The organism is Nocardioides pocheonensis, assembly GCF_003725535.1.
Taxonomy (GTDB): domain Bacteria; phylum Actinomycetota; class Actinomycetes; order Propionibacteriales; family Nocardioidaceae; genus Marmoricola; species Marmoricola pocheonensis.
Map to the genome: position 1 here is coordinate 62,734 of NZ_RJSF01000019.1, position 23,881 is coordinate 86,614.

The window sequence follows — 23,881 nt, forward strand, 5'->3', positions numbered from 1 at the left end:
GCTCCCGTGAGCGAGCTCCACGACCTGACCGCCCTCGAGCAGGGCGCCGCGATCAAGGCCGGCGAGGTGAGCGCGGCGGAGCTGGTCGAGCACTACCTCGACCGGATCGGCCGGCTGGACGCCTCCCTGGGTGCGTTCGTCACCGTCACCGCCGAGAGCGCTCGGGAGCGGGCGCGGTCGGCGGCGGCGGACGGTCCGCTGGCCGGCGTACCGACGGCGATCAAGGACCTGAACTCCACGGCCGGGGTGCGCACGACGTACGGCTCGGAGCTGTTCGCCGACTTCGTCCCCGACTTCTCCGACGAGCTGGTGCTCCGGATCGAGGCGGCCGGGCTGGTCAGCCTGGGCAAGACGAACACGCCGGAGTTCGGCTCGCCCTGCTACACCGAGCCGGCCGTCGCCCCGCCCGCGGTGACGCCGTGGGACACGTCCCGCATGGCCGGGGGCTCGAGCGGGGGAGCGGCGGCCGCCGTGGCGGGAGGGCTCGTCGCGGTCGCCCAGGGCTCCGACGGTGGCGGCTCGATCCGGATCCCGGCCAGCTGCTGCGGTCTCGTCGGCCTCAAGCCGACCCGCGGACGGATCTCCGGGTCGCCGATGTACGGCGAGGTCACCGGCCTGGCCACGGCCGGCCCGCTGGCGCGCACGGTGCGCGACGCGGCCGCGCTGCTCGACGTGATGGCCGGCCGCGCGGTGGGCGACCCGTTCTGGGCGCCGGCCGAGGCCCGACCGTTCCTGGACGCCTGCGAGCGCGAGCCGGGCCGGCTGCGCGTCGCGCGGTTCGCCGAGCCCGTGATCGCCGAGACCGAGGTCGACCCGGAGTGCCTGCGTGCCTGGGAGGACGCCAGTCGGCTCCTGGAGTCGCTCGGCCACGAGGTGGTCGACATCGAGCCGCCGCTGCCCCGCGACGCGGTGCCGGTCTTCGAGACGTGCTGGGCCGTGCTCACGGCGCTCTCCACGGTCAACCTGCCCGGCGAGGCGCGGGACCGGCTGCGCCCGCTCACGCGCTGGCTCGGGGAGTGGGGCGAGCGGATCAGCGGTCCGGAGTTCGGCCTCGCGCTCGGCGAGCTGCGCCGGGTCGCGGCCCGCACGCTCGCGGCCCTCGCGGCGTACGACGTGGTGCTGACGCCGACGCTCGCGGTCCCGCCGTTGCCGGTCGGCGCCCTCCGTGACGACGAGGACCCGGCTGCCGACTTCGAGGCGCAGAAGCGGTTCACGCCGTGGACGTCGATCTGGAACGTCACCGGCAGCCCGGCCGTCTCGTTGCCGCTGCACTGGACGGCCGACGGCCTGCCGGTGGGCGTGATGCTGGCGGCCGCGCCCGGGGCGGAGGCCGCCCTGCTGTCGCTCGCGGCGCAGATCGAGGCCGCGGCCCCCTGGCGCGAGCGGCACCCGGCGTGCTGGTGAGTCAGAACTGGATGCAGAAGCCGCCGACCCAGGCTCCCGGGTCCGCGCCGTACATCAGGTAGGCGGCGGCCGGCGCGAGGCCGAGCAGGCCCGCGACGACGACGGCCGTGTGGTGCTGACGCAGCACGGTCCACAGCAGCGCCCAGAGCCCGACCACCAGGACGAGCACGACAGCCAGCCACAACCGGCCGGTCGCCACCTGGTCGGGGTCGGCGGGACCGGGCTCGCATCCGGTCGAGTGCTCCCACAGGATGCCGAGGTCGACGACGAAGGACGCGGCGGCGCAGAGCGCGCCGGCGATCAGGAGGCCGATCCAGACGATGACGCGGGCGTTCCGCTCGCGCTTGCTGTCCTGCTGCGTGGTCATGCCTCCAGCGTGGAGACCGGCCGCCACGAGCACATGGGCACCGGTACTCAGATCAGGCTGAGTCCTTGCGCTCGATGAGTCGCAGGGCCAGCTTCGGGCAGTCGCGCACGGCCTCGCGCGCCGCCGGGCGCAGGCGGGCCGGCACCGGCCCGTTGACGATCGGGTAGCCCCACGGGTCGAGGTCGATCAGCTCGGGCAGCAGCTCGTGGCACAGCGCGCGGCCCTCGCAGCGCGGCCAGTCGACGCGCAGGTCGGCCTCGCGGCTCATCGGACGCCCACCGTGGTGAGGGCCGGCCGCAGTGCCCGGCACTGTCCGTCGCTGTGCGCGGCCACCTCGTCGGGGAACGCGGCGAGCGCCGACCCGACCAGTCGGGCGGTGCCGTCGGGGTGAGCGCAGGCGCCGCGTCCGACCACCAGGGAGCGGAGCCGCTCCACCCGCTCCAGCGAGCCGCCGGCGAGGAAGGCGTCGAGCGCGGTCGCCAGCGCCGGGAGACCCTGGTGGCAGGGCCCGCACCGGCCGGCGGACTGGCGGGCCAGGTAGCGCGTGACGCCTGCGGTCGCCCGCAGCGGGCACGTGCCCGGGGCGAGCGGCAGCACGACCCCGGCGCCGAGGCCGAGTCCGGCAGCGGTCAGGTCCGCGTGCGAGACGCTCAGCTGCTCGAGGGCACCGGCCGGCGCCCAGGTGCCGTGGTAGCCGCCGAGCAGGACCGGTGCGGCGAGCTCCGTGGTGCTGAGCACGGTGCGCCAAGGAGTTCCGTGCGCGACCTCGACGACCCGGGTCGTCCCGGTCGGCCCGGCGATGCTGAGCAGCCGGGTGCCGGGCTCGGCCGGAGTGCCGGGCACGGGTGCGCCGCCGAGCACGAGGGCGGCGAGCTGGGCGTAGGTCTCGCCGTTGGAGAGCACCGTGGGCTTGCCGTCGACCCCCGCGAGCGCGGTGGGTCGCCAGCTGGTGACCGGGAGGTTCGGGCGGCCGTCGATCAGCTCCGTGACGGCGCTGGCCTCGCCGCCGACGAACCGCGGCGATGCCTCGTGGAGCCGCCACCGCCGCCGGCCGTCACGCCGCTCCTTGCGGCGCTCGGCGAGCGCGGCCAGCAGGGCTTCCTGCGCCTCCGGGTGCTCGGCAGCGGTGACCACGTGGACCTCGCGGGTGCCCAGGGCGTGGGCGACCAGGCTGGCACCGTCGAGCACGAGGTGCGGCTGGTGCAGGGTCAGCGCGAGGTCCTTGGCGCTGGCCGGCTCGCCCTCGCTGAGGTTGACCACGACGTGCCGGCGCCGCCCCGGGGCCGAGACCGTCGCGCGCAGCTTGGTCGCGAACGGGAAGCCCGCGCCGCCTCGACCGCGCAGTCCGCTCGCCTCGACCAGCGCGAGCAGCGAGGCGGCGTCGAGCTGGGGCAGCGAGCCGCGCAGCTCCGCGTGCGCTTCCAGCCCGGGCGAGGTGCTGCGCAGCAGCCAGGGACCCGGAAGCACGTCCAGCGCGCGGCTCACAGCGACGCTCCGGTCAGGTCGGCGGGGCGCCGACGCCCGGCCAGCAGGTCGGAGGCCACCCGGATCAGCGAGACCGCCGCGACGGCGGCGACGCAGCCGAGGCCCACCTGCCGGCCCCAGACGGAGGACGCATCGGTCCCGATGCCGACCGAGTGCACGACCGCGAGCGGCCAGGAGAGGTAGCCCAGCAGGTGCACGGCGTGCCACGAGCGCTGGCCCATCCGGTGCCGCAGGAGGCTGGTGAGGACCACCAGCAGCATGACGTCGAACGAAAGGCTGCCCAGGCCCAGCCAGAGCGGCTTGTACGTCGCTCCGACCGGGGACACGGCCTGCCACCAGCGGATGTCGACGTAGGTGTCGGCGACGGCGGTGGCCACGTGCCCGACGACCAGGACCAGCGCGAGCACGCCGAGGTTGCGATGGAGCTGCTGCCCGACGAACCGGGGCACGAGCCGGGACCGGCCCGCGCGGGCGCTGAGGATCCCCAGGCAGAGGGTCGCGGTCAGCACCAGGAGGAGCGCGACGCCGCTGCCGCGGTTGAGGTACCACAGCATCGGGCCGTGGGAGATCTGCTGGACGAATGAGCTGAGCACGTCAGGCCTCCTTCGCTCGGGGTGCGGGGTCGGCCGGCCAGTCGCCGGTGCGGCGTACGGTGCCGTCGACGCCGACGAGGCGGGCGTCGATGCCGCGCGCCGCCAGCCACGCCTCGGCCTCGGCGCCGAGCACGATCGCCGCGGTGCTGGCCACGTTGGCGGCGACGCAGGTGGGTCCGGTGGCGGTCACCGTGCGCCAGTACGGCGCAGCCGGTCGGCCGGTCCGCGGGTCGAGCAGGTGGTGCTGCACGACACCGCCGGCGCGCCAGCGGCGTACCGCCGTGGAGGAGGTGGCCAGGCCGCCTCCGTCGAGGGTGATCAGGGCGGGGTCGAGCTCGTCGCCGACACCGTCGAGGTGCTCGGTCACGACGATCGGCCAGGCGCGCTGGTCGGTGCCTGCGATGCGCACGTCGCCGCCCAGGCTCACCAGGGCGTCGCCGCCGAGCGTCTCGACGAGGCTGAGCGCCAGCAGGTCGGAGGCCCATGCCTTGGCGGTCGCGCCGAGGTCCAGCTCGACGCCCTCGGGCACGAAGACCGCGCCGTGCGCGTCGACCTGCACGTCGCGCCACGCGTCCGGCCGGGCCGAGGCCGGCGGCACCGGGTGGCCGTCGCCGCGGGCCAGCACGTGTGCGAGGTCCTGGTCGTAGCCGATCTCGACGAGCGCGCGACCGAGGCAGGGGTCGACCAGTCCGTCGCTCTCGCGGGCCGCGTCGGCCGCGACGCTCACCGCCGCTGCCAGCAACGGGTCGACGTCGGTCCACCGGCCGGCGCGGCTGTTGGCGCGCACCAGGTCGGAGTCGGGGCGGAACCGGCTGCAGGTCCGGTCGACCTCGGCGAGGACCGCCTCGGCGAGCTCCACCGCCCGCCCGAGGTCGGCGGTCGTGCTGAGGTGGACGTAGGTGCCCAGCGCGGTGAAGCGGTGATGCCGGGCGAGCTGGGGGAGCAGGTCGGTGGACACGGGCTCAGGAACCGGAGGACGGTGCCGGTGCCGGCTTGGGCTTCGGGGCGGGCGCCGGGGCGGGCTTCGGGGCCGGTGCGGGCGCGGAGTGGGTGACGGTGCTCGTGTGGCTGGTCGCGCTCGTCGTGCTGTGCGAGGTCACCGTGCCGCCGGTGGCCGGCCGCGCGATTCCCGCGCTGCTCGCCGCGTGCACGACCCGCGTGCGCACGACCGTGCGGTGGGGCCGCCGCTTCGCGGCGGGCTGCGGGGCGGTGACCGGCGCGGGCGACGGAGCGGCCTTCGCGGCGTCCTGCAGGGCCTTGTCGTGGGCGGCGGTGCCGGCCACGACCCCGGTCACGGCCAAGGCACCGAACGCGGTGGCGCCCGTGACACCGGCGGTCGCGGCCTTGTAGACGTCGCGCTTCACCGGGCTCCCCGCCCGGACGACCAGCGCGTCCGGATCGGCCTTGCGAAACCAGGGCTTCGGCACGTCGTACCTCCAGAGTGGCTCGGATGTGACCCACAGCGTGCAAGGAATCCGGACAAGTCGTCCTCATCGCACTGTTAAGTCCGCCTGAAGTCGGGGGCCCGTGCAACCGCGACCCGCGGGCGGGACCCTGAGGATTTGATGTGAACTTGACGTTCCGGCGAGGCGCACCTAGGAGAGCCGGGCCGATGCTGAGCGGGCTCGGGCAGGACCGCTGCCCGTAGAACGAAGGAGATCAACCGTGCGATTCTCAGCACCGCTGTTGACCCTCGCGGGCACGGTGGCCGGCACGGCTGCCGCCGTCGTGGCCTACCAGGCAACCGCCGCGACGGGGCCGGCGACCAGGCCGGCGTCGGTGACGACCCAGGAGCCCGCTCCCGTCAGCAGCACCACCTGGAAGCCCTGCGAGCAGGGGTGGAAGGTCCAGGGCAACGCGTGCGTCCGCGTCAAGGAGAAGGTGGTCGTCGTCCACGACCTGCCGGCGCCCGCTGCTGCTCCGGCCACCACGGCCGGTGTCCGCTCGACGTCGCACACCTCGCACGACTCGTCCGACGACCAGAACGAGACCGAGCACGTTGACGACAGCCAGGCGGAGCCGGGCGACGACTCCAACGAGGAGGTCGAGCACTCGTCCGACGACGGCGGCCAGGACGCGCCCGACCCCGAGGACGTGGGCAGCGACGACTGAGGTCGACGCACACATGACCCGCTGGGTTCGAGGCAGCCACCTCCACCGAGAGAACCCCCGCTCTCGGGTCGGGTGGTGCGCCTCAGTCCCCAGGACTCAGCGGCAGTCGTACGCCCACGACGGTGCCGCCCTTCGGGGCGGCACCGATCTCGACACTGCCCCCGGCCGGCTCGACCGTGCGCCGCACGATCTCGAGCCCGAGGCCGGTGTGCCCGGGGCCGGTCCGCGGACGAGGCGCCGGTCCCGGGCCGCGGTCGGTGACGACCAGGTGCACCGCGCGGCCGTCGCGACGCAGCGAGACCGCGAACTCGGTGCCCTCCGGTGTGTGCGCGAAGACATTGTCGACGAGCACGTCGACCACGTCGCGCAGGTCCACCTCGTCGAGCGGCACGGGAGCCGGCTCCGGGGGGATCTCGACGTCCAGACGGCGGTCCTGGTCCTCGGCCAGGGGAGCCCAGTACGCCGCGCGCTCACGGACGACCGCCGTGGCGTCGCAGACCGAGGCCATGTCGTGACGCACCGGGCGGCGGGCGTCGTTCACGATCGCGTCGATGCTGCGCTGCAGGTTGCCGACGTGCTGACGCAGTCGTTCGGCCAGGCTCGGCTCGGTGACGCCCTCGACATCGATCCGCAGGGCCGTGACCGGTGTGCGCAGCCGGTGGGACAGGTCGCCGACGGCGGCCCGCTCGGCGGCCAGCAGCTCGGTGATCCGCTCGGCCAGGCGGTTGAGCGCCTCGGCGAGGGCCTTGGTCTCGGGCGGGCCCTCCAGCGGTGCCCGCGCGCCGAGCTCGCCCTCGCGCAGGCGGTCGGCGACCTCGGCCACCCGGGTCACCGGGGTGCTGATCCGGCGGCCGAGCTGCACGGCCACGACCCACGCCATCGAGAGCAGGAGGATGCCGAGGGCCAGGATCGCCGCCCAGGCGGCGAGCACGCCCTGGTGCAGCTGCGCGTTGGTCACGTCCGTGACCACGACGTCCGTGCCGTCGGCCGTGACCACCGGTACGACGGTCCGGGCTCCCTGCGCGGTCGCATGGGTGAACGCGCTGCCGGTGCGGCCCTTCTCGACGTCGGCGTCGTCCGCGGTGACGGACCCGCTGCCCAGCGTCGTACGGCTGGCCAGGACGACGGTGGTGGTGACGGGTGAACGCTGGTCCACGGCGGCCACCACGTCCGGGAGCGTCGGGTCGTCGTGCAGGCTGGACACCAGGATGGCGATGTTGCGGGCTTCCTCGTCGGCAGCCGCCATCGCCCGGTCCTCGGCCATGTTGCGCACCAGCAGGCACAGCGGGATCACGAAGGCGAGCACGACGGCCGACGTGGTGGCCGCGACCAGCAGGCCGATCCGTCGACGCATCAGTCGTCGTCCGGCTCGGCGCAGCGGATCCCGACTCCGCGCACCGTGTGCAGGTAGCGCGGCTCCGCCGCGGTCTCCCCGAGCTTGCGGCGCAGCCACGAGAGGTGCACGTCGACGGTGCGGTCGCCGCCGCCGTACGCCTGCTGCCAGACCTCGGCGAGCAGCGTGCGCTTCGAGACCACCTCGCCCCTCCGGCTGGCGAGGGCGAAGAGCAGGTCGAACTCCTTGCGCGTGAGGTCGACCTCGGCACCCGCCAGGGTCACGCGACGCGCGCGGGGGTCGATGCTGAGCTCGCCCACGCGGATCACCGGGTCCTCGCCCGCGCTCGTGCCACGGCGGAGCACCGCACGGATGCGGGCGGCCACGTGGTCCACGCCGAAGGGCTTCACCACGTAGTCGTCGGCGCCGGCATCGAGCGCGGCCACGATCGTCGGGTCGTCGTCGCGGGCCGTGATCACGATGACCGGCACGGTGCTGACGCCGCGCAGCATGGCGAGCACCTTGAGCCCGTCGATGTCCGGGAGCCCGAGGTCGAGGAGGACCGCATCGGGCTCGGTGCGTACGACGAGGTCGAGGGCGCCGAGGCCGTTGGCCGACGTGGCCACCGCGTGACCCTGCTCCTCGAGCGCGTGCTGGAGCGCGGTGCGGATGGACGGGTCGTCCTCCACGATCACGACGCTGGCCATGCTCCGACGCTAGCGGGCGGACGCCGACTGCGGGCTGAAAGGATGGGTCCGTGAGCAGGAGGATGTGGACGCTGGCGGTGAGCCTCTGGGTCGCGATCGTGATCGTCGGCTCGGCCGTGACCTGGCTGGCGATCGACCGCGCCGGCCAGCAGGTGACCGGCAGGCCGTCGGCCTCCGAGACCAAGCCGCCGGTCGTGGGCACGCTCGGACCGGCGCCGGTCGCGTCCGCGCTGCCGTCGACACCCTCGCCGTCCTCCCCGGCCCACACCCGCACCCCGACGGCACGGCCGTCGAGGACGCCCTCGTCGACGGCCCCTCCGTCCGCGCGGCCGACGGGTTCCGGCCCGACGAAGCAGGCCAGTCCCTCCACGAAGACGGCCGCGCCCGCCCAGCGCATCGAGACGCGTACCTGGACCGGCTCGGCCGGGTTCGTGACCGTCTCCTGCACGGGCTCGCTCGCCACGCTCAAGGGAGCATCACCTGCCGACGGGTGGTCCTACGAGCGCGGCGACGACTCGGGGGACTCGGTCGAGGTGAAGTTCACCAACGGCGGCACGGAGGTGCAGGTCCACGCCACCTGCGTCGGCGGCACGCCGCAGTTCCACGTCGAGTCGGGCAGCAGCGCGGACGAGGTGGGTTGAGCGTCGTCGGGACGGATTGCGCCCGTGCCGGGCGGCCTCACGTCGCGGCCAGCAGGCGCGCGCAGGTCTCGATCAGGCGCTGCCGCAACGGGGCCGCTCGTTCGGCGAAGGCGCGCTGCTGGGCGACGTACGTCGCCTTGCCCTCGGGCGTCTCGATCGGCACCGGCTCGTAGCCGAGGCCGGCCAGGTCGTACGGCGACGCCCGCATGTCCAGCTCCCGGATGTCCCACGCCAGCGCGAAGCAGTCGGCGACCAGCTCGGAGGGCACCAGCGGGCCGAGCCGGAAGGCGTGCTTGTAGAGGTCCATCCCCGCGTGCAGGCAGCCCGGCTGCTCGAACGCGGCCCGGTCGTCGCGCGCGGGCTGGAGCACGTTGAGCGGGCGGGCGGCGTCGGTGAAGAACCGGAACGCGTCGAAGTGGGAGCACGCGATCCGGTGCGACTCCACGACGGTGTCCGTGCCGCTCGCCCCGAGCCGCAGCGGCCAGGCGTGCCGCACCTCCGCGGCCCGGTACACCATCGCCCACTCGTGCAGTCCGAAGCAGCCCAGCGCCGCCGGCCGCTCCGCCGTCGCCACCAGCAGCCGCCGGATCGACTCGATGAGGGGGCGCTGTGCCGCCAGGTGGTCGTCGGAGACGGATAGTCCCTCACGTTCGGCATCTGTTTCGGCGCCGGAAGGGTGCGGAACGTGAGGGACTATCCGGCAGTAGCCCTTGAGGTCGGAGTACTCGGGGGCATCGAGCAGCGTGACGCCGTACCCGGGGTGCCAGCGGCGGAGGGCGGACGGTCGGTGGGAGTAGTAGGTGAACAGGAAGTCGTGCACCGGGTGGGCGGCGCCCCGGCGGCGGCGCTCGAGGTGCGGCTGGATCCATGCGTCCACCCGCTCGGCGTGGGCGACGGCTCGGGGCGTCCACGCGTCGCGGGCCAGGACGGTCGGTTGCACGGCGGAAGGGTACGTCGACCGGGGTGCCCAGCACGCCGATAGGCTCCCCGGGTGCGCATCGCGAGGTTCACGACCGGAGAAGATCCCCAGTACGGGGTGGTGACCGGAGAGGTCGACGAGCACGGCATCCCCGACGAGGACTGCGTGATCGTGGCGCTCAACGGCGACCCCCTGTACGTCGGCCTGCACCTGTCGAGCAAGGAGTACCCGCTCGCGGACGTGCGCCTGCTCTCGCCGGTGCTGCCCCGCAGCAAGGTGATCGGGATCGGCAAGAACTACGCCGCACACGCCGCCGAGATGGGCGGCGAGGCCCCCGCCGAGCCGCTGCTCTTCATGAAGCCCAACACCAGCGTGATCGGCCCGGGCGACCCGATCTTCTACCCCCGCCAGACCCGCGAGCTGCACTACGAGGGCGAGCTCGCCGTGGTGATCGGCCGGATCTGCCGCGACGTGCCGGCCGCGAAGGCGGCCGACGTGATCCAGGGCTACACCGTCGGCAACGACGTCACCGCGCGCGACCTGCAGCGCTCCGACGTGCAGTTCACCCGCGCGAAGGGCTTCGACTCCTTCTGCCCGCTCGGCCCCTGGATCGAGACCGAGCTCGACGTGAGCGACCTGCGGGTGCAGACCTTCCTCAACGGCGACCTGAAGCAGGACGGCTCGACCGCGGACATGGTCCACGACGTCCCGAGCCTGGTCGCCTACGTCAGCTCGGTGATGACCCTGCTGCCCGGCGACGTGATCCTCACCGGCACCCCCGAGGGCGTCGGCCCGATGCAGGTCGGTGACGAGGTCGAGGTGTCGATCGCCGGCATCGGCAACCTGACCAACCCCGTGAAACAGCGTGATTGAGAGATGCGTGTGACTGAGCCCACCACCAACAACGCCGCGGCAAGCTCAACCAACCCGGCGGGCTCAGCCGCACCCGGCGGCGTCCGGGTGCGCATGGCGCCCAGCCCGACCGGATCGCCGCACGTCGGCCTGGTCCGCACGGCGCTGTTCAACTGGGCGTTCGCGCGCCACCACGGAGGCACCTTCGTGTTCCGCGTCGAGGACACCGACAAGGAGCGCAGCACCGACGAGTCCTACGAGGCGATCCTCGACCTCTTCCGGTGGCTCGGCCTGGACTGGGACGAGGGCCCGGAGGTCGGCGGTCCCTACGCGCCGTACCGGCAGAGCGAGCGCAGCGACATCTACGCCGACGTCCTGTCCCGGCTCTTCGAGGAGGGCTACACCTACGCCTGCTACTGCACCAACGAGGAGGTCGCCGACCGGCGCAAGGCGTCCGGCTCGAAGGTCCTCGGGTACGACGGCTTCTGCCGCGAGCTGACCGCAGAGCAGCGCGAGGCGTTCCTGACGCTGGGCCGCGATCCGGTGATCCGGTTCCGGATGCCCGACGGCGAGATCGGCTGGGACGACCTCGTCCGCGGCGAGGTGTCCTTCCACAGCGACCACGTGCCGGACTTCGCGCTCGCACGCGCCAACGGCGACCCGCTCTACACCCTGGTCGCTCCGGTCGACGACGCGCTGATGAAGATCACCCACGTGCTCCGCGGCGAGGACCTGCTGTCCTCCACCCCGCGCCAGCTCGCCCTGTACGACGCCCTGGCCGCGATCGGCGTCGCCGAGACCACGCCGCGCTTCGGGCACCTGCCCTACGTGATGGGGGAGGGCAACAAGAAGCTCTCCAAGCGCGACCCGGAGGCGCACGCGCTGGCCTACCGCGACGACGGGTTCCTGCCCGAGGGGCTGCTGAACTACCTGGCACTGCTCGGCTGGGCGATCGGGCCCGACCGCGACGTCTTCTCCGTCGACGAGATGGTCGCCGCGTTCGACATCGCCGACGTCAACCCCAACCCCGCGCGCTTCGACCTCAAGAAGGCCGAGGCGATCAACGGGTCGCACATGCGGCTGCTGAGCGTCGAGGAGATGGGCCGGCGGGTCACGCCGTACCTGCAGCGCGCCGGCCTCCTCTCCGACCCGGTCTCCGCCGCGCAGCAGCAGCTCCTCGACGCCGCGATGCCGCTGGTGCACGAACGGATCAACAAGCTGACCGAGGCCGTGGACATGCTCGGCTTCCTGTTCGCCGACCAGGTGGAGTACGACGCCGACGATGTCGCGAAGGTGCTCGACGAGGACGGCCGCGCCGTCGCCGCGGCGGCGCGCAGCGCGCTCGCAGCGGCGGAGTCCTGGACGACCGCGTCGATCGAGGAGGCGCTGCGGGCCAAGCTCGTCGACGAGCTCGGGCTCAAGCCCCGCAACGCGTTCGGACCGGTGCGCGTCGCGATCACCGGACGCCGGATCTCTCCTCCGCTCTTCGAGTCGCTGGAGCTGCTGGGCCGGGACGTCTCGCTGGCCCGCCTCGACGCGGTGCTCGGCTGAGCGGGTCGAGGGCGCCCCGATGTCCCTCCCGACTCCCGTCGCGCTGAGCCATCCGCACCCGGAGCCGCGCACGTACCCGCTGATGCTGCGCACCTGGACCTATGCCTGGTGGAAGCCCGTCGTCGGCCTGTTCGCACTCGTCGTCGGGATGTTCGCGGCGTCGGTGGTGCTGCTGCCGTTGCTCGTCGTGACCGTGGCCGTCGACCACAAGGGCTCGTTCCAGGACGCCTTCAGCGCCGCCGCGAACCTCGACCACGTGACCTGGCAGGGGATGCTCTGGCTGAACCTCTCGCTGGCCGCGCTGGTCCCGGTGACTTGGGGGATCGTCCGGGTGGTCCACCGGCTGCGTCCGCGCTGGCTGATGTCGGTCCGGCCCGGCATCCGCTGGGGGTTCTTCTGGGCCTGCCTCGGCCTGGCGCCGGTCGCGATGTTCGCGCAGGTCCTCGTCGGCGCCTTCCTGCCGACCGACCCCAACGACCTCGGCGGCTCGGTCAACGACCTGACGCCGCGGATCGTGTCGCTCGGCATCGTCGTGCTGCTCACCACGCCGCTGCAGGCGATGGGGGAGGAGTACGCCTTCCGTGGCTACGCGATGCAGGCGTTCGGGGCCCTGAGCCGCCGGCCGTGGATCGCGGTGGTGCTGAGTGCCACGGCGTTCGCACTCGCCCACGGGCTGCAGAACCCGCCGCTGTTCCTCGACCGGTTCGCGTTCGGTCTGATGGCCGGGTACGTCGTCCTGCGCACCGGCGGCCTGGAGGCCGGCATCGCCCTCCACATCTGGAACAACCTGGTCGCCTTCGGCTTCGCGCTGCTGCTCGGGAACATCGACGACATCCTCAACGTCACCGAGGTGTCCTGGTGGAACATCCCGCTGACGATCACGCAGAACGGCGTGTACCTCGTCCTGGTCCTGCTCGTGGCGCGCAGGATGGGCCTCGCCGACCGGTCCGCGCCGCCCGTGGAGACACCACCCGGCGCACCCGTTTTGCTGCCCTCAACGCCGCCCGTGTAAGGTTTCCCCTCGGTCCAGCCGCTGCGATCCGTCGTCGGCGGCCGGTCCGATTCAGTGGGATATGGTGTAATTGGCAGCACGACTGATTCTGGTTCAGTTAGTCAAGGTTCGAGTCCTTGTATCCCAGCGAGTGACGACGCTCACGGCCGTCGATTTGGTCGGCCTCGGCACCTGTCGATAGAGTCTCGTCCGCTCGATGCCCCCGTTGTGTAGTGGCCTAGCACGCCGCCCTCTCAAGGCGGTAGCGCGGGTTCGAATCCCGTCGGGGGTACAAGTCACAGCAGCCCGGTCCCTCGGACCGGGCTGCTGTCTTTCCGCGTCCTGGGCGTGCGGCACGCCGCCGCTGTGCTGCATCGCGGTAGCGCGGGTTCGAATCCCGTCGGGGGTACGTTTGCGCGACAGCCCGGTCCTCTCGCCAGGACCGGGCTGCTGTGTTTCCGGAGTCGTCGGCGCGATCCCTGATCGGCCTACTCAGCCACCAGCAACGTCGTCCCGAGCCCGATCATCATCACGCCACCCGCGGCGCCGAGGGTGTCGAGGCGCTGTGGCCGGCGAGCCAGCCACGTCCGGGCCTTGCCGGCGAGCGTCGCCCACACGCTGTCGGAGACGAGCGCCATCGAGGCGAACACGAGGCCGAGCAGCACGACCTGAGGTGCGGCCGGCGCCGACGCTGACGTGAACTGCGGCAGGAACGCGATGAAGAACAGCACGGTCTTGGGGTTCGTGACGCCCACGACGAAGCCGGTCGTCAACGCGGCACGAGCGCGCTCCGGCGGACGCATGTCCGAGGACAGAGCGAGCCGCGCGTCGCGCCGGTGACGGAACGCCTGGACGCCCAGCCACACGACGTACGCCGCGCCGATCAGCTTGACCGCCAGGTATGCCGTCGCGCTGGCCGCGACCACGGCGCCGAGGCCGATCGCCACGAGGACGGCCTGCGTGAGCAGTCCGGATGCGTTGCCCGCGACCGAGAGCAGCGCCTCGCGGAGGGACACCGTGAGCGCACGACCGAGCATGAACAGGAGGCTCGGGCCGGGGACCTGGATGAACAGGAAGGAAGCGACGAGGAAGGCCACCCACTGGCCGGACGCAGGCACGACGTCACCTCTCCGCGGCGCCGGGCAGGACCCGGTACTTGAGGTGGGTGACGCCGGGCGCCTCGACGGCCCGGACCTGCTCGAGCCGGACATCCGCGTCCCCGAGGTTGTCGAGAGGGCGAGAGCCGCCTCCGAGCAGCACCGGGACGACGTGCAGCTCGATCTCGTCCAGCAGGCCCGTTGCCAGGTACTCCCGGATGATCTGGCCGCCGCCCCACAGCATGACGTCCCGATCTCCGGCGGCCTGCTTCGCCTGCTCGAGCGCGGACTCGATCCCGTCCGTGACGAAGTGGAAGGTGGTCCCGCCCTCCATCTCCAGAGGCTCACGTTCGTGATGGGTGACCACGAACACGGGGTAGTGGTACGGCGGGTTCTCGCCCCACCAACCGCGCCACGGGTCCTCACCCCACGTGCCGCCGCCGATCGGGCCGAACATGTTCCGGCCCATCACCGCGGCGCCGACGTTCTGCCGCGCCTCCTCCACGACCCGGGCGCTCTCGTTGTCGTCGCCGCCCTCCTTGTCGTGGGCCTCGCGCCACGGGGCGAGCGGGACCACCCAGTCGTGCAGCCGCTCGCCACCCTCCCCGAGCGGGTTCTCGACGCTCTGGCGGGGACCGGCGACGAAGCCGTCCAGCGAGATCGAGATGTCACACCTGAACGTGCTCATCCGGGCCTCCTCGGTCGATCGGCGCCGCGGTCCGGCGCCCTCCCCAGAAGCATGTCCCGGCTCGATTGATGGCGTCCAATGCCAATTCTCGGAGATTTCCATTGATATTGTTGATGGGTGCTGAACCTGGTGCATCTGCGCGTGCTGGCGGCGGTGGCGCGTCACGAGTCGGTCACCGAGGCGGCGAAGGAGCTGCACTACTCGCAGCCGTCGGTGAGCCATCACCTGTCCCGGCTGGAGGCAGCCACCGGGGCCAGGCTGATCCAGAGAGTGGGCCGCGGGATCCGGCTGACCCCCGAGGGCAAGCTGCTCGCCAGTCGGGCCGCGGAGATCCTCGGGCGTGTCGACGCCGCGACCAGCGAGCTCGCCGCGCAGGTCGGCCTGCAGGCCGGGCGAGTCCGTCTGGCCGCGAACGCGTCCGCACTGAGCATGCTCGTGCCGAAGGCAGCTGCCCTGCTCGCCGCTGCGCACCCCGGCCTCGAGCTGCACGTGATCGACCGCCATCCGGTCGAAGCGCTCCAGATGCTGCGCCAGGGTGAGATCGACCTGGCGCTCGTGTTCCGCCACGCCCACGCCCCGATGGAGGGCGAGGGCTTCCGCATGGTCCACGTCGCCGACGACCCGATCTACCTGGTGAGCCGGCGCCCCGACGACCGAGTCGCGAACCATCGCGACTCGCCCTGGATCGGCGGGTGCGAACGGTGCCAGGGCGAGCTGGCCGCCGTCGGCCGGCACCACGGCTTCACCCCGCGCATCGAGTCGGTCTCCGACGACATGGTCGTCGTGCAGGCGCTCGTCGCGGCCGGCGTCGGCGTCGCCACCCTGCCGGGTCTCGCGCTGCAGGCCCATCGGCTGCCCGGGGTCCACGTCACGGAGATCCCTGACTTCCCGCGCGAGATCTATGCCGTCACGTACGGCGATCCGCCCGATCCGCCGGCCACCCAGGCCTTGATCCAGGTCATCCAGGAGTCCGCCCGCTGACCGGAGTCCCGGGAGTCGAGGGAGGCGTGGTCGCGCGACACTCCGCTGAACGGCCGTTTTCGGGATGGCCCGTCTGGCGAACGAGCATTAACCGGATGGCCGATGTCTCAAATGGGATAAAGCGGACACGATGAGGGTATGGCCGAATCCTCACCCACCCCGTTCGTGATGGAGATCGCCCGCCGACTCAAGGCGGAGGGTCGTTTCGTCATGCGCGTCGAGCCCCATGGCTGGAGGCGTGGACAGCTGCAGGCCGTGGTCGACGTCGGCTGGGCAGCTCGTCAGGCCGGTCGGATGCTCGACCGGACCGTGCGCCTGAGCACCAGCCGGGACGGAGACGGCGCCGGCACGTACACGGTCGTCGCCGAAGTCGTTCGCTGACGCTCCGCGGCAGGAACCCCGCCCGGCGACGTCGACCTACGCCGACGTGACCGACTTCCGGGCGCGACGCCGCGCACCTCGCACGGTGGAGGTGCGGCCCGAGCCGATCGGTGCTCCGTGGCCGGGCGGCGGTCCCGGTTCGGCGTACGGCGGCCCGGGACGGATCGCGGTGTCGACCCCTCCGTGCTGCGGGGCGGGTCCGCGGACGCCGAGCGGGAGCACCATCATCACCACCGCGCCGCCCTCGGCCGAGACCCCCGCCACCACGCGGCCCCCGCGCGCCCGGGCCGTCTCACGGACGAGCGCGAGCCCGAGGCCGGTCTGCGCCTTGGGGTCCTCGGCCACGTAGTCCTGGTCCTGGGTCTGGGCCAGGTCCGGGTCCTGGGCGGAGGCGGCCAGCCGTCCGCGGTTCACCGCCTGGACCTGTTGCGGGTCCATGCCCGGCCCGGAGTCGGCCACACCGATCGTGACCGCCCCGCCGGCGCGCCGGCCGAAGATGCGCACGGTGTCCCCGTCCTCGGTGTAACGGAGCGCGTTCTCGACGAGGGTGTCCAGGCACGCGCGGAGCCGCTCGGCCGAGCAGTCCAGCTCGATCGGCTCGCAGGTCACGACCCAGTTGCGCTCCGCGACGACGCTCCACCGTTCACCGGTCTCGCGCACCAGGGCTGCCAGGTCCTGACGCTGGAACGCCACGTGGTCGTGGACGCGGATCATGCGCATCACCCGGTCCGCGACGAGCACGAGCCGGCTCAGCTCGTCGCCGATGACCCTGAGGTCGCTGCGCACGCGCTCGTCGGTCTCGTTCTTCAGCAGCATGTCGACGTACCCGAGGGCGATCGTCGCGGGCGTGCGCATCTCGTGGGAGGTCATCCGGTTCAGCTGCTCCCGCTGGACGGCTCGCGCCCGCTCCTGCTCGGCCAGGCGCGACAGCTCGCCGTACGCCACCTGCCGCTTCCGGACGTTCCACAGCACGAGGAGCACGAGGATCGACATCAGCGGGATCTCCGCCGTCTCGCCCCAACCGATCACCTGGGTGGAGGCCCGGACGACGATGACCGCTCCGGTGCAGATCGTGAACACGATCACCGCGTAGACCGTCCGGGCCCAGGGCCATGCCTCGATGCCGTACGCCAGCGCGAGGCCGATCCAGGCGAGGTGGTACGGGACGGTCTCCTCGCCGGGGAGGAGGCACATCAGAAGGGTGCACACGGCGGCGAAGCCGATCCACGGGACGTAGAGCCGACTCTGGCCGGCCGCCCACGAGGCCCTCATCGTCAGGACCCGTAGAAGCAGTAGCCGACGCCGCGGATGGTCTCGATCGGCGGCTCGTCCAGCTTGCTGCGCAGCCGTCTCATGCAGACCTCGACGACGTTGCTCCCGGGGTCGAACTCGAGACCCCAGATGTCGTGGAGCAGCTCGTCCTTGCGACACACCTCGCCCCGGCGGCGCATCAGGTGCGCGAGCAGACCGAACTCCCGCTCGGTGAGGACGACGTCGAATCCGGAGCCGCTGGCCCGGCGCCGGTCGAGGTCCAGCCGGATGCCGCCCGCGGTGAGGAACCGGTCGTCGCCGTGCTCGCGGGGGGTGGGAAGAGCCCTGAGGTGTCGGCGCACGCGCGCCATCAGCTCGGAGGTGTGGAACGGCTTCTGCACGAAGTCGACCGCCCCGCGGTCCAGCGCCTGCACGCGTGCGGCCACCTCGTTCACGCACGACAGCACGATGACCGGCGGCTGCTCCTGCAGGGTCTCCACCATCCTCCCGAGGAGCTGGAGCCCGTTGCAGCGTGGCATCACGAGGTCGAGGAGGATGAGGTCGACCTGTTTGTCCCGCAGCAGCTCGAGGGCAGCGAGTCCGTCGGGCGCGGTGATGACCGAATGGCCCTCCGCGACCAGGAACCTGGTCAGAAGGGTGACGACTCTTGGTTCGTCGTCGACCACGAGAAGTGTGCTCATGCCCCCGCCCCCGGAAACGTGCGTCGCTCTGCGGCGCGCTCTACGCGGTGCCCCCCGCTCACGGGTGCCGCACCGCCCGTCCCACCTGCCGGGGTCCAGGGCAAGTGTGGTCAACCTAACCCCGCCCGAACAGGACACAACCGGCTTCGCGAAACCGGCTCCCGCGGGCTAGTCCACCGTGCCTCCTCCCCGCGGGAGCGCCGGCGAACATGACCGGGAACTGACGGTCCGATGACGCGCGCGTGATCGTTTCCGGGCCGGAATCCGACTGCGGGCATGACGGCGCGCTGACGTGCTGCTGATTTCTCCGCCACTCGCGCATGTTCTGCCCAGCACGCCCTTCACTCTCGGCGTGGGGTCGTCCGCCCCGTGTGTCGCCGCAGAGGAGCAGAGCCGTGGCCGTGCATCGAGTGATCCAGCGTTCGCACCCCGTGTGGGTGGTCCTCGCCATGGTGGCGAGCCTGCTGCCCGTCGCGGTCTTCACGGCCGTGGTCCAGCCGGCGGCCACCGCCGCGAGCACCGGCTCGATCACCATGACGGTGAAGAGCGCCCGCAGCGTCGGTGCCGCGGCAGGTCTCGTGCACGAGGGCGACCCCGTGACGACGTACAAGTGGATCGTCAACGAGGACGACACCGGGGACCCCGGCACTGCAGCGCACCCGGGCACCGAGAACTGCTGGCCGGCGCGCGCCGGAGCCGGCAGCAGCTCGAACCCCGACTTCGCCGACACCTGCCCGTGGCCGTCGATCCGCAGCACCTCCGGCTTCGCCCCGATCGTCGCCCAGGGCAACCAGGACGACCTCGCCGCCGGCCACGCCCTCGACGGGCTCGCTCCGGGCAAGTACCTGATCAGCGTCACGGCGTCCGGCTTCAAGATCGGGGGCCAGCACTTCACCGTGCCCACGACGGGCGGCACCCAGGCGGTCGACGTGCGGCTCGACCCCACGCCGCTGCCGCTCAGCACCCTGCGGATCCAGGTCTTCAACGACAACATCCCGGTGGACAGCACCTACGAGGTGGGCGCCGAGCAGCCGCTGGCAGGGTTCACGGCCCACCTGACCGACGTGTTCGGTGACGTCAGCGTGGACTACTACGGCAACGCGCTGTGCACGATCTACAAGCACGCCAACGCGGACGGCACCGGCCCGATGCTGTTCGACGCCGACAACCGGCCGATCATCGACACCTCCGTGTCGACCGGGCGCTGCACGAGCAACGCGCAGGGCGAGATCGTCATCCCCAACATGGGTCCCGACCGGTACGCCGCGACGGTGACGCCTCCGGCCAACGACCAGAACTGGGTGCAGACCACCACCCTCGAGGGTGGCCGCGACCACGACATGTGGTTCCAGGAAGGAGAGACCGGCTATGACAACGAGGTCACCAAGGGCGCAGAGCTGGTGCCGATGGTGCAGTTCGGATTCGTGCGACCGAAGGCACTGGCGGTGCCCGCGACCAACGCCCCCACCGGCGAGATCAAGGGCCTGGTGGTCGCGGGGCTGCCGTACATCGGGGGCAACCCGGGTGGGCTCGCTGTGGAGAACGGCTTCCCGAACACGCTGAACGGCGGCCCGATCAACAAGCCCTGGGTCGCGCTCAACGACCTCTCCGGCGGTGACGCCGCGATGTACGTCGGTCGGGGAGAGACCAACGGGACCTTCGACATCAAGAACGTCCCGGACGGCACCTACCAGCTCACACTGTGGGACGACGACCTGGACTACATCCTCTACAGCTTCAACGTCGAGGTGGCCGACGGTGGCATCACCGACGTCGGGACCAAGGCGATCGTCGGCTGGTTCACCCACATCCACGGGCACGTGTTCATCGACTCCAACGAGAACGGCAAGCGTGACCCGGGCGAGGCGTCCGTCCCGCAGTTCCCGCTGACGGTGCGTGAGCGCGACAACTCCCTGATGGACCAGGCCGTGAACACGACGTCGACCAACGCCAACGGTGCCTACGACATCCGCGAGGTGTACCCGCTCGGCAAGTGGACCGTGCTGGAGGCCTTCGACACCCGCTACCGGACCACCGGCATCTCCTACAAGGGCGAGAACGAGACCAGCTGGACGACCCGCCTCGGCGGTCTCGTCGACCTGGACTTCCTGCCGATCATCGGGCTGGGCGGCGAGATCGACTGGGGCGTCCAGCCCTACCAGGGCGCCGAGAACGGCGGGATCGTCGGCACGGTCACCTACGACACCACCCGCAACGAGCTCGACCCGGCCGACGCCGCGACCGAGGGCTACCAGCCCGGGATCCCCGGCATCGACGTGCGCCTGTACGCCAGCGTCCCCTGCCAGGCCACCACGGACGCCGACAAGGCCAACGAGTGCCGGCAGGGCAAGGAGATCGTGCCCCTGCAGGTGCCCGACCCGAACAACGCCGGAGCGATGATCGACAACCCGTCGGCCGACCGGGGTTCGCTGGTCAAGGGCCCCGAGCTGTCCGACGCGTACACCTCCGAGAAGTGGGACGCTCCGCGCGGCTGCACGGCGTACGACTTCAACGGTGACCCGCTCACCGACCAGCGGGCGCTGCCCGACTTCGGGTCGGACGCGAACCACCTCTGCCTGGAGTCGCCCATGATGGGCGTCGCCATCAACCCCAGCGACACCACGCCCGGCAACGCCGGACAGACGGTCAACGGCAACTACGGGTTCGCCACGTCGAAGCTGAACCTGTACGCGCCCGGCAACCCCAAGAACCCGGCGCCGAACCACGACTTCCCGCTGTACGGCAACCTCGCCGACGCGGGCTACCCCGAGCAGGACCTGGGCGCCGGCGACTACATCGTGGCCGTCGACATCCCGGACAACCCGGTCGGCGGCGGCAAGATGTACAAGGCCACGAGCGAGGGCGACGTCAACGTCTTCACCGGTGACGGCTACCTCCCGCAGGAGAACATGTCGTCGATCACCCCGGCGGAGCAGGCCGACCCGCCGGGCCCGCCGGCCCCCGACCCCACGCCGCCGTCGCAGCCGCCGTCGCAGCAGGCAGGCATCATCTCGCCCTGCGCCGGACCGCTGCACAAGGTCGACGTGACCGAGGACAGCAACCCGGACTTCCTCGCCGGCGGTGGCAGCCCGTTCCAGGGACAGGACCGCCCGTCCTGCGACGCCAAGCTCGTCACCGTGCGCGCCGGCCAGGCGACCGCACCGAACTTCAACCTGTTCACCGACGTGCCGATCCCCACGCACTTCTGGGGCCTGACCCTGAACGACCTCGGCCTGAGCTACGACAAGCGCTCGATCCAGTACGGCGAGGCGCAGCCGCTGCCGTTCGTGCCGATGGGCCTCTACGACTGGGCCGGTCGCCTGGTCGACACCGTGCACACCGACTCCAACGGCTACTACGAGGCGCTCGAGCCGTCGACGTCGACGTACAACTGCCCGGTCCCGGCCGGACCGTGCCCGAACATGTACCGCTTCGTCGGCAACGACCCGGGCCAGCCGGGGCACCTCAACTCCGACTACAACCCGAGGTTCCGCACGATCGCGGCCACCTTCCAGGGCTGGCCGGGCCTGTACACGGTGACCGACACCGCGCCCACCCAGGTGGCCAACACGATCATCGACCCGGGCACCACGAACGCCAACCCGGCGCAGTGCGACCTCGGTGACGGGTTCCCGCAGCTGTTCTCGGTGAGCCGGCCCTACGTCCGCCAGAACACGACCGGTGACACCCGTCAGGTGGTCGTGAAGGGCGTCCACTTCGGCGGCTCCGCCGGCACCCTCCGGCTCGGCAGCACCGTGGTGCCGACGACCTCGTGGACCGACAGCCAGATCGGGTTCACCGTGCCCGCGTCGCTGAGTGGTCCCCAAGCGATCTCGATCACGCGGTCCGACGGCGCGACCGGGTACAACACGGTCACGATCCAGGTGCTGGCACGAGCCTTCGGCGCGAACTCTGCGACCAACCCGGCGGTCTTCGAGGTCGGCCCCGGCAAGCAGTACGCGACGGTCCAAGCGGCGATCAACGCAGCCCGACCGACCCTGCTGCGGCGCTACTCGCTCGTGGTGGTCTGGCCGAACGCGCAGACCTCGGCGAACCCGCGGGGCGAGTACACCGAGAACCTTCTGGTCGGCCACCGGATGCGGATCCAGGGCGTCGGTCCCGGCGGCTTCACCGCCTCCGGCGACTACGTTCCGGGGTCCGTCATCGACGGGCTCGGGTTCAACCCGGACAACGCCCAAGGCGCTGCCTGGCTGACCCTGCTCACCTCCCTGCGCTACACCGGGGACCCGCAGGTGCCCGACGGCGCGGTGGTGACGTTCCTGCACGACCCGCTCGAGCTGGGTCTGTACGACCCGGCCCTGGACGGCTTCACCATCACCGGCGGCGTCCAGCAGAACTTCCCGGCCAACGTGAACACGCTGCCCGGTGCGGTGAGCACGCCGTACGGCGCCACGGGTGCTCTGGTCACCCAGGGTGGCGGTGTCTACGTCCACGACCGCGTGCAGAACCTGCAGCTCACCGACAACGTGATCGTCGGCAACGGCGGCTCGTACGGCGGTGGCATCCGGGTCGGCACGCCGTACCTGAGCAGCAGCAACACCGGTCTGACGATCGCGCGCAACCAGATCCGTGACAACGGCGGCACGAACCTCGCCGGCGGCGTCGGGATCTTCGCGGGCAGCGGCGGCTACCGGGTGACCAACAACGCCATCTGCGGAAACTTCTCCGCGGAGTACGGCGGTGGCGTGTCGGCGTACGGCTACCAGGGCAGCACCGGCGGTCGGATCGACCACAACCGGATCTGGTTCAACGGCTCGTACGACGAGGGCGGCGGCGTGATGGTCGCCGGCGAGCTGCCGAGCAGCCCGACCGCGCTGTCGCAGGGCAGTGGGCCGGTCTCCATCGACCACAACCAGGTCTCGACCAACATCGCCAACGACGACGGCGGCGGGATCAGGCTGCTCCAGGCCAGTGGCAGCCACATCACCCAGACCCAGCGCGAGACGATCTCGATCGTCGACAACGACGTCGTGAACAACGTCTCGGCGCACGAGGGTGGCGGGATCGCCCTGGACGACGCGGTCTTCGTGGACATCGTCGGCAACACGATCGCCCGCAACGTCACGACCGCGACCGCGGTCACCACCGACGGCATGCCTGCTCCGGCCGGCCTGTCGACCGCGACGAACAGCGACCCGCTCCAGGCCAGGCTCCGCAACGGGACCTTCTTCACCCAGAACCGCAGCCAGGTCCTCGCGAACACCACGTTCAGCAAGCCGACGCTGCTCGACAACGTGTTCTGGGACAACCGGGCAGGCACGTTCACCGACGGCACGGTCACGGGCATCGGCGTCCGACCCGACGGCACCGACGGCGGCGTGGAGAACTGGGACATGGGGATGACCGACACCCCGCTGGGCCTCCTGAGCCCGCGTGGCTCGGTGATCCAGACGACCCGGGGCACCGACGTCAGCACCGGCGCCCCGAACACGAACCGGATCACCGACGCGGTCAGCGTCAAGGACCCGTTCGACCTGACGGTCGACGTGCTCGCCTCGCGCACCTACCCGGCGTTCCGGCAGTCGACGATCGTCGCCCAGGTGCTGCCGCCGAACCTGCTCGGCGACTACCACCTCACGGGGACGGGATCGCCGGCGTACGGAGCGGGTCTCGCGTCCCTGCTGGTGGTCTGGGGCAGCTCGTCGAACCCGAGCCAGCGGCTCCAGTACACCGTGTCGGCCCCGACCGACGACCGCGAGGGCGATCCGCGCGGGACCCGGTACGACGCGGGCGCAGACCAGGTCAGGCCGTGACGGCCGCCCCTCCGGCAGCAGCGTCGCCGGCACCCAGCAGACGAATCCGTCCA

The 23,881-nt window shown here is 71.9% G+C and carries 22 protein-coding genes and 2 tRNA genes; 11 read left to right on the forward strand and 13 right to left on the reverse strand.

Annotation, left to right across the window (positions count from 1 at the left end):
- The first annotated feature begins 6 nt into the window (after positions 1-6).
- On the forward strand, positions 7-1,404 hold the full coding sequence (locus tag EFL26_RS06140) for an amidase (protein WP_123222012.1): 1,398 nt from the start codon (positions 7-9) through the stop codon (positions 1,402-1,404).
- A gap of 1 nt (position 1,405) precedes the next feature.
- Here EFL26_RS06140 and EFL26_RS06145 read toward each other — a convergent pair whose 3' ends face one another.
- From EFL26_RS06145 to EFL26_RS24485, 6 genes are read right to left on the reverse strand one after another with little or no spacing between them, the layout of a single operon-like run.
- Positions 1,406-1,771, reverse strand: coding sequence for a hypothetical protein (locus EFL26_RS06145; protein ID WP_148046645.1), 366 nt, complete (start codon positions 1,769-1,771; stop codon positions 1,406-1,408).
- Positions 1,772-1,823: 52 nt separating this feature from the next.
- Positions 1,824-2,039: a ferredoxin gene (locus EFL26_RS06150; protein ID WP_123222014.1), complete on the reverse strand. Its 216-nt coding sequence runs from the start codon at positions 2,037-2,039 to the stop codon at positions 1,824-1,826.
- Positions 2,036-3,256, reverse strand: a complete 1,221-nt coding sequence (locus EFL26_RS06155) for an NADH-ubiquinone oxidoreductase-F iron-sulfur binding region domain-containing protein (RefSeq protein WP_183408055.1) — start codon at positions 3,254-3,256, stop codon at positions 2,036-2,038. The genes EFL26_RS06150 and EFL26_RS06155 overlap by 4 nt, the downstream gene beginning before the upstream one ends.
- A complete protein-coding gene (locus tag EFL26_RS06160; RefSeq protein WP_123222016.1) occupies positions 3,253-3,849 on the reverse strand; it encodes a ferric reductase-like transmembrane domain-containing protein in 597 nt (198 codons plus the stop codon). Before EFL26_RS06160 ends, EFL26_RS06155 begins: the two co-directional genes overlap by 4 nt.
- Before the next feature lies 1 nt (position 3,850).
- Positions 3,851-4,807: an FAD:protein FMN transferase gene (locus tag EFL26_RS06165; RefSeq protein ID WP_123222017.1), complete on the reverse strand. Its 957-nt coding sequence runs from the start codon at positions 4,805-4,807 to the stop codon at positions 3,851-3,853.
- Positions 4,808-4,811: 4 nt separating this feature from the next.
- A complete protein-coding gene (locus EFL26_RS24485; RefSeq protein WP_221176900.1) occupies positions 4,812-5,276 on the reverse strand; it encodes a hypothetical protein in 465 nt (154 codons plus the stop codon).
- Positions 5,277-5,514: 238 nt separating this feature from the next.
- Here EFL26_RS24485 and EFL26_RS06170 point away from each other — a divergent pair, with 238 nt between their 5' ends.
- Positions 5,515-5,961 carry a hypothetical protein gene (locus EFL26_RS06170; RefSeq protein ID WP_148046647.1) on the forward strand — a complete coding sequence of 149 codons (447 nt, stop codon included), beginning with the start codon at positions 5,515-5,517 and terminating at the stop codon, positions 5,959-5,961.
- Positions 5,962-6,043: 82 nt separating this feature from the next.
- Here EFL26_RS06170 and EFL26_RS06175 read toward each other — a convergent pair whose 3' ends face one another.
- Both EFL26_RS06175 and EFL26_RS06180 read right to left on the reverse strand, forming a co-directional pair.
- Complete coding sequence (locus tag EFL26_RS06175; protein ID WP_123222019.1) at positions 6,044-7,315, reverse strand: sensor histidine kinase; 1,272 nt, start codon at positions 7,313-7,315, stop codon at positions 6,044-6,046.
- Complete coding sequence (locus tag EFL26_RS06180) at positions 7,315-8,001, reverse strand: response regulator transcription factor (protein ID WP_123222020.1); 687 nt, start codon at positions 7,999-8,001, stop codon at positions 7,315-7,317. The genes EFL26_RS06175 and EFL26_RS06180 overlap by 1 nt, the downstream gene beginning before the upstream one ends.
- Positions 8,002-8,051: 50 nt before the next feature.
- Here EFL26_RS06180 and EFL26_RS06185 point away from each other — a divergent pair, with 50 nt between their 5' ends.
- Positions 8,052-8,642, forward strand: coding sequence for a hypothetical protein (locus EFL26_RS06185; protein WP_148046648.1), 591 nt, complete (start codon positions 8,052-8,054; stop codon positions 8,640-8,642).
- Between the two features lie 37 nt (positions 8,643-8,679).
- Here EFL26_RS06185 and EFL26_RS06190 read toward each other — a convergent pair whose 3' ends face one another.
- The gene (locus EFL26_RS06190; protein WP_123222022.1) at positions 8,680-9,582 is read right to left on the reverse strand and encodes a 3-methyladenine DNA glycosylase; all 903 of its coding nucleotides are present in this window, start codon (positions 9,580-9,582) and stop codon (positions 8,680-8,682) included.
- Positions 9,583-9,633: 51 nt separating this feature from the next.
- On the opposite strand from EFL26_RS06190, the gene EFL26_RS06195 reads away from it, so the two are divergent.
- From EFL26_RS06195 to EFL26_RS06215, 5 genes are all read left to right on the forward strand, one after another.
- Entirely contained in the window at positions 9,634-10,434 is an 801-nt protein-coding gene (locus EFL26_RS06195) for a fumarylacetoacetate hydrolase family protein (protein WP_123222023.1), read from the forward strand.
- Between the two features lie 93 nt (positions 10,435-10,527).
- Complete coding sequence (gene gltX, locus EFL26_RS06200) at positions 10,528-11,964, forward strand: glutamate--tRNA ligase (RefSeq protein ID WP_246000089.1); 1,437 nt, start codon at positions 10,528-10,530, stop codon at positions 11,962-11,964.
- Positions 11,965-11,983: 19 nt separating this feature from the next.
- Positions 11,984-12,976 (forward strand): CPBP family intramembrane glutamic endopeptidase, encoded by a 993-nt coding sequence (locus EFL26_RS06205; RefSeq protein WP_123222025.1) that lies wholly within the window; start codon positions 11,984-11,986, stop codon positions 12,974-12,976.
- Positions 12,977-13,031: 55 nt separating this feature from the next.
- Positions 13,032-13,103: transfer RNA gene (locus EFL26_RS06210), tRNA-Gln, on the forward strand.
- Positions 13,104-13,174: 71 nt separating this feature from the next.
- Positions 13,175-13,247: transfer RNA gene (locus EFL26_RS06215), tRNA-Glu, on the forward strand.
- A gap of 196 nt (positions 13,248-13,443) precedes the next feature.
- Here EFL26_RS06215 and EFL26_RS06220 read toward each other — a convergent pair.
- Both EFL26_RS06220 and EFL26_RS06225 read right to left on the reverse strand, forming a co-directional pair.
- Entirely contained in the window at positions 13,444-14,073 is a 630-nt protein-coding gene (locus EFL26_RS06220; protein ID WP_183408056.1) for a LysE family translocator, read from the reverse strand.
- Between the two features lie 4 nt (positions 14,074-14,077).
- Entirely contained in the window at positions 14,078-14,740 is a 663-nt protein-coding gene (locus EFL26_RS06225; RefSeq protein WP_123222027.1) for a dihydrofolate reductase family protein, read from the reverse strand.
- Positions 14,741-14,857: 117 nt separating this feature from the next.
- Between EFL26_RS06225 and EFL26_RS06230 the strand changes: the two genes are divergently transcribed.
- Both EFL26_RS06230 and EFL26_RS06235 read left to right on the forward strand, forming a co-directional pair.
- Positions 14,858-15,721, forward strand: coding sequence for a LysR family transcriptional regulator (locus EFL26_RS06230; RefSeq protein ID WP_123222028.1), 864 nt, complete (start codon positions 14,858-14,860; stop codon positions 15,719-15,721).
- 138 nt (positions 15,722-15,859) lie between these two features.
- Positions 15,860-16,102, forward strand: a complete 243-nt coding sequence (locus tag EFL26_RS06235; RefSeq protein WP_123222029.1) for a hypothetical protein — start codon at positions 15,860-15,862, stop codon at positions 16,100-16,102.
- Between the two features lie 36 nt (positions 16,103-16,138).
- On the opposite strand, the gene EFL26_RS06240 is transcribed toward EFL26_RS06235, so the two are convergent.
- Both EFL26_RS06240 and EFL26_RS06245 read right to left on the reverse strand, forming a co-directional pair.
- Positions 16,139-17,374 (reverse strand): sensor histidine kinase, encoded by a 1,236-nt coding sequence (locus tag EFL26_RS06240; protein ID WP_123222030.1) that lies wholly within the window; start codon positions 17,372-17,374, stop codon positions 16,139-16,141.
- A gap of 2 nt (positions 17,375-17,376) precedes the next feature.
- Positions 17,377-18,054: a response regulator transcription factor gene (locus tag EFL26_RS06245; protein WP_123222031.1), complete on the reverse strand. Its 678-nt coding sequence runs from the start codon at positions 18,052-18,054 to the stop codon at positions 17,377-17,379.
- A 395-nt stretch (positions 18,055-18,449) separates the two neighbouring features.
- Between EFL26_RS06245 and EFL26_RS06250 the strand changes: the two genes are divergently transcribed.
- Entirely contained in the window at positions 18,450-23,828 is a 5,379-nt protein-coding gene (locus tag EFL26_RS06250) for an IPT/TIG domain-containing protein (RefSeq protein WP_148046649.1), read from the forward strand.
- Positions 23,829-23,881: the final 53 nt, after the last annotated feature.

Bases quoted from the DNA above. Each gene is read 5' to 3' on its own strand.
- EFL26_RS06145 (WP_148046645.1), bottom strand. From the start codon at position 1,771: ATGACCACGCAGCAGGACAGCAAGCGCGAGCGGAACGCCCGCGTCATC.
- EFL26_RS06150 (WP_123222014.1), bottom strand. From the start codon at position 2,039: ATGAGCCGCGAGGCCGACCTGCGCGTCGACTGGCCGCGCTGCGAGGGC.
- EFL26_RS06175 (WP_123222019.1), bottom strand. From the start codon at position 7,315: ATGCGTCGACGGATCGGCCTGCTGGTCGCGGCCACCACGTCGGCCGTC.
- EFL26_RS06180 (WP_123222020.1), bottom strand. From the start codon at position 8,001: ATGGCCAGCGTCGTGATCGTGGAGGACGACCCGTCCATCCGCACCGCG.
- gltX (WP_246000089.1), top strand. From the start codon at position 10,528: ATGGCGCCCAGCCCGACCGGATCGCCGCACGTCGGCCTGGTCCGCACG.
- EFL26_RS06205 (WP_123222025.1), top strand. From the start codon at position 11,984: ATGTCCCTCCCGACTCCCGTCGCGCTGAGCCATCCGCACCCGGAGCCG.
- EFL26_RS06225 (WP_123222027.1), bottom strand. From the start codon at position 14,740: ATGAGCACGTTCAGGTGTGACATCTCGATCTCGCTGGACGGCTTCGTC.
- EFL26_RS06235 (WP_123222029.1), top strand. From the start codon at position 15,860: ATGGCCGAATCCTCACCCACCCCGTTCGTGATGGAGATCGCCCGCCGA.
- EFL26_RS06240 (WP_123222030.1), bottom strand. From the start codon at position 17,374: ATGAGGGCCTCGTGGGCGGCCGGCCAGAGTCGGCTCTACGTCCCGTGG.
- EFL26_RS06245 (WP_123222031.1), bottom strand. From the start codon at position 18,054: ATGAGCACACTTCTCGTGGTCGACGACGAACCAAGAGTCGTCACCCTT.